We start from the raw sequence: 4,840 nt of genomic DNA, 5'->3' as shown, positions 1-4,840 counted from the left end.
TGTGCCCGCGACCCCCGGCACGTTCGCCTGTCCGCCGAGACGGCCTTCGGTACCCACTTCACGAGCCACCCGCGTCACCTCGGATGCAAAGGAGTTCAGCTGGTCCACCATGACGTTGATGGTGTTTTTCAGTTCCAGGATCTCGCCCTTGACGTCCACCGTGATCTTCTTCGACAGGTCGCCGTTCGCCACCGCCGTGGTTACGTCCGCGATATTTCGCACCTGCCCGGTCAGGTTGCCCGCCATCGAGTTGACCGAATCGGTCAAGTCCTTCCACGTACCCGCGACGCCTTTCACCTGCGCCTGGCCGCCCAGCTTGCCTTCGGTGCCGACCTCTCGCGCCACCCGCGTCACTTCCGACGCAAAGGAGGAGAGCTGGTCCACCATGACGTTGATCGTGTCCTTGAGCTGGAGAATCTCGCCTTTCACGTCCACCGTAATCTTCTTGGACAGATCGCCGTTTGCGACCGCCGTCGTCACTTCCGCGATGTTTCGAACCTGCCCCGTGAGGTTGGACGCCATGAAGTTTACATTGTCGGTCAAGTCCTTCCAGGTACCGCCCACGCCGGGCACGTACGCCTGACCGCCGAGGCGGCCTTCGGTACCCACCTCACGCGCAACCCGTGTCACCTCCGATGCGAAGGAGCGCAACTGGTCCACCATGGTGTTGATCGTGTCCTTGAGCTGCAAAATCTCGCCGCGCACGTCGACGGTGATTTTCTTGGACAAGTCGCCGTTCGCAACCGCCGTCGTCACGTCGGCGATGTTACGCACCTGCGATGTCAGGTTACCTGCCATCGAGTTGACCGAGTCGGTCAGGTCCTTCCACGTTCCGGCCACGCCCTTCACCTGCGCCTGCCCGCCCAGCTTGCCCTCGGTACCCACCTCCCGAGCCACCCGCGTCACTTCCGAAGCGAAGGACGAGAGCTGATCCACCATGGTGTTTGCTGTCGATGCCGATCGGAGAAATTGCCCTTTCAGCGGCCGGCCGTCGACTTCGAGGGACATCGTCTGCGACAGGTCGCCTTTCGCGACCGCGCCGATGACGCGTGCCATTTCGGTCGTCGGACGCACCAGGTCGTCGATCAGGGTATTGACCGACTTCACCATGGTCGCCCATCCGCCGGACACATTCGGAACCGATGCACGCTGGTTCAGGCGGCCTTCGCGGCCGACCACGCGGCTGACGTTGGTAATGCCTTCCGCCATCTGCTCATTGGTTTCAATGATGTCGTTGAGCGTATCGGCGATCTTGCCTGCCAATCCGGTCCAGTCCGACGGCATGCGCGCAGAAAAGTCGCCTTTTTTGAGCGCCTTCAATGTGGAAAGCAATACTTTGACGTCCAGGTCGTCATATGCCTGCGTTCTCATGTCCATGGGATGTTTCCTTCTGTGAATCTATCGGGGAGGGCGTTGGAGGCGGGCCAGATGCCCGCCAGGCCTGTCAGGCTTTGTGGAACAGCTGCTCCGCGAGAGTGAGAGCGGGCAGCGGCTTGCTGTAAAAATAGCCTTGGTGCTCGTCGCATCCAAGGTCGCGCAGAATATTCAACTGCTCCTGCGTCTCGACACCTTCCGCCACCACCCGCAGTGCTAGCGCGCGGGCCATGTTGACGATGGCGGCGACGATGGCGTTGTCGCCGAGATCCTTGCCGAGATCGCGGACAAAGGACTGATCGATCTTGAGGATATCGATCGGCAGCGCCTTCAATACCGACAGCGACGAATAGCCGGTGCCGAAATCGTCGATCGCGATGGTGATGCCGCTCTCGCTGATCTCGCGCAATACCGAACTGGCCTTGTCGAGATCGCGGATCAGCAGCGACTCGGTGATTTCGAGTTGCAGGCTGGATGGCGGTACGTCATGGTCGCGCAATGCGCGGTAGATCACGTCCGGCAGGTCGGCATAAATCTGCGGTATGGCGATGTTCACTGCGATCGGTACCGACGGATAGCCGCTGTCGGCGTCCTGCCAGCGCTTGGCCTGCGCGCAAGCGCTCGAAATGACCCATTCGCCGATTGGAATGACCTGGCCGGTTTCGGTCGCGGCCGGCATGAAGTCGCCGCCGGACAGCAGGCCAAGGCGTGGATGATGCCAGCGCAGCAAGGCTTCCACGCCGGCGATGCGGCCGGTGCGGGTGTCGACCTTCGGCTGGTAGTACAGCTCGAATTCATTATTTTCGAGCGCATGCTGCAGTTCATGTTCGAGCTGGCATCGCTCCAGCAGGCGGGCGTTGAGTTCCTCGTGGAAGAACTGCACGCTGCCGCGCCGCTCCTGCTTGGCATGGTACATCGCGAGGTCTGCGCTGCGCATCAGGGTATGCACCGTCGTGCCGTCCTGCGGGAAAAGACTGATGCCGATGCTGACCGATGTCTTGATGTGCTGCGATCCGATGATGAAGGGCTTGCTGTTGGCCTTGGCGACCTTCTTCGCTACTTCCGCCGCCGCGGTGTATGAAGGCAGAGCCTCCATCAGCACGACGAATTCATCGCCGCCGAGACGGGCAACCATGTCGGAGCCGCGCACCGCGCCGGTGATGCGCTCGGCCACCTGCAGGAGCAGCTCGTCACCAGCATCGTGGCCGAGCGTATCGTTGATCGCCTTGAAGCGGTCCATGTCCAGGAACAGCAGCGCCAGCTTTTCATTGTGCCGCGCTGCCTTGGCAATCGCATGTTCCAGCGATTCGGTCAGCGAGCGCCGGTTCAGCAAGCCGGTCAGGGGATCCTTTGTCGCGAGCGCATGGGCGCGTTCCTGCGCTTGCCGGCGTTCGATGATTTCCAGTTCGAGCGCGGCGTTGATGCGCTTGAGATCCTCCATCTGCTGTGCCTGCATGTCCCGATTGAGCATCGCCAGTTCGTCCTTCTGAAATTGGAGCTGCAGGTTTTTCTTCGCCAGCTCGATGAACACCGAGATCTTGCTGTGCAGTATCTGCGGAATGACCGGGCTGATCAGGTAATCCACCGCGCCATGCTGATATCCCTTCAGGCGGTTCATCTCGTCCGCATAGTGGGCGGTGATGAAAATGATGGGAACGAAAGCGGAGCGGGGATGGGTATGAATGATCTCCGCGGTTTCAAAGCCATCCATCCCCGGCATGCTGACATCGAGCAGGATGACAGCGAAGTTGTGGTCGAGGACCTCGCGCAACGCCTGCGCCCCGGAAGTCGCGGTGACGACTTCATAGTGTTCGGCTTCAGGCGCGCTGAGCAGCAGCGTCTTTAGAGCAAGCAGGCTGGCAGGATGGTCATTGACGAGGAGTACTTTTGGCTTCAACAATTCTTTTCTCTCATTCAAGGCGGGTAAAACGGCGAACTGTTTCCCTGACTTGTGCACCATGGCGTGACCTCGTCATATGCAATACCAAAGAGCGTATCGATCGTGGCATGCGTCGGCGACACAAAGCAGGGCAGAAAATACGCGGCAGCTGAGATGCTGCAACATGATCTCCTAGCGTCTGTTCGTCGTATTGCGTTTGCGCATTATTTCCGCACGCCATAACTAAATGCAGCGATTGACTTTAGAAGTGGGCACCCCCTCAACGTTCCCTGAATTCATCAAAAAAAATGCAGTGGTGGAAGAATTTATTGTGGTTAATACATCGAAAATTTCAGGCTGGAATGTAAAAGATTTCCGGTGTTAAATTTTTACGAGAATGCCCAAAAAAACAGCATGAATGGATTGTCGAAATGACAGGAGGGAATGACGTCCGAAAGGACAGAAAGATTGCAGAAATGTCATCGCCTGCAACGCCTGCGGGCAGGAAATATATTGGCAGGCGTATCAGACCGGCATGCGTGTCGGCCTGCCGGTCTTTCGCAATTGATCAAGCGAGATTGAAGCCGCTGTCCACCATGATGAGTTCGCCGGTCGTTTTCGCCGCTCCAGAGAGGAGCCATAGCGCGGTTTCCGCGACATCGGCAGGTTCGACGACATCATGCAGCGGCGCGCGATCCATGTAGATGGTGCGTCGCGCTTCGTACCGCTCGTCGCCCAACCCGGCTCGCAACCATTTTCCTTCGATGAAGCCGGGGCAGATGGCGTTCACGCGGATCTGCGGTCCGAGCGTCTTGGCCAGCGCGATGGTGAGGGTGTTGAGCGCGCCTTTTGATGCCGCATAAGCGATCGACGAACCTGCGCCCCGCACACCGGCGATCGATGAAATATTGACGATGGCACCCTTGCCGCCGGCCCGCAGCGCGGGTGCGCAGGCTCGCGCCATCTGGAACGGGCCGACGGTGTTTACCGCATAGATATCCTGAAAATCCTCCGCACTCAGGCCGTCGAGATCGGCAAAATCGACGAACTTGGTCGTTCCCGCATTGTTGATCAAGCCGTCGATTCGGCCCCAGCGATCCAGCACTTGCTGCGCCAAACGGCGGCAATCCGCATCCTTCGATACATCGGCCTGCAACGGCATCGTGTCGCCGCCGAGCTGCTTGCACTGCTCCGCGACGGCAAGCGCTTCATTCTCGCTGCGGCTGAAATTGACCACGACCCGAGCGCCGTTCGCCGCCAGTGTCGTTGCACATGCGGCGCCGATGCCGCTCGACGCGCCGGTGACGATTACTACCTTGTCCTTCATGTTCTGCATGGGATCTCCTGAATGTTCGGACTGGATTGCGTTTGCCGCCTGATTGGCGGATCGGCAGATTGTCCGTCAATTCCTCATTTATCGCAGCCGGCCTTCCAGGAGTGCGGTAGTGCGTCGCTGCCGGGACCGTCCTCTGACAGCCTGCTAGGGCTTCTTCGCAACAACTCAAAAAATTTTTGAATTTGTGCCTGCCGGACACACTGTTGCCAGGGGCTAACAGAGTATTATTATTTCCTCTCGTCAATTTCCTT

Annotated in this window: 3 protein-coding genes; all 3 read right to left on the bottom strand. The window is 59.0% G+C overall.

All coding sequences use genetic code 11. From position 1 onward, the window contains the following. Positions 1-1,371, bottom strand: a 1,371-nt coding sequence (locus VGU61_RS06365) for a HAMP domain-containing protein (RefSeq protein WP_414691606.1), incomplete at its 3' end; no start/stop codon positions are given. Between the two features lie 73 nt (positions 1,372-1,444). Continuing rightward, entirely contained in the window at positions 1,445-3,274 is a 1,830-nt protein-coding gene (locus VGU61_RS06360; RefSeq protein ID WP_326858265.1) for a putative bifunctional diguanylate cyclase/phosphodiesterase, read from the bottom strand. 547 nt (positions 3,275-3,821) lie between these two features. Continuing rightward, a complete protein-coding gene (locus VGU61_RS06355; RefSeq protein WP_326858264.1) occupies positions 3,822-4,589 on the bottom strand; it encodes an SDR family oxidoreductase in 768 nt (255 codons plus the stop codon). Positions 4,590-4,840 lie beyond the last annotated feature (251 nt).

Source organism: Noviherbaspirillum sp., from assembly GCF_035944575.1.
Lineage (GTDB): Bacteria > Pseudomonadota > Gammaproteobacteria > Burkholderiales > Burkholderiaceae_D > Noviherbaspirillum.
Note: the sequence above shows the minus strand (reverse complement) of the source record. Positions and strands in the feature narration are given on the sequence as shown.

Excerpts from the sequence above, each read along its gene's own strand:
- VGU61_RS06355 (WP_326858264.1), bottom strand. The coding sequence starts at position 4,589 with ATGCAGAACATGAAGGACAAGGTAGTAATCGTCACCGGCGCGTCGAGC.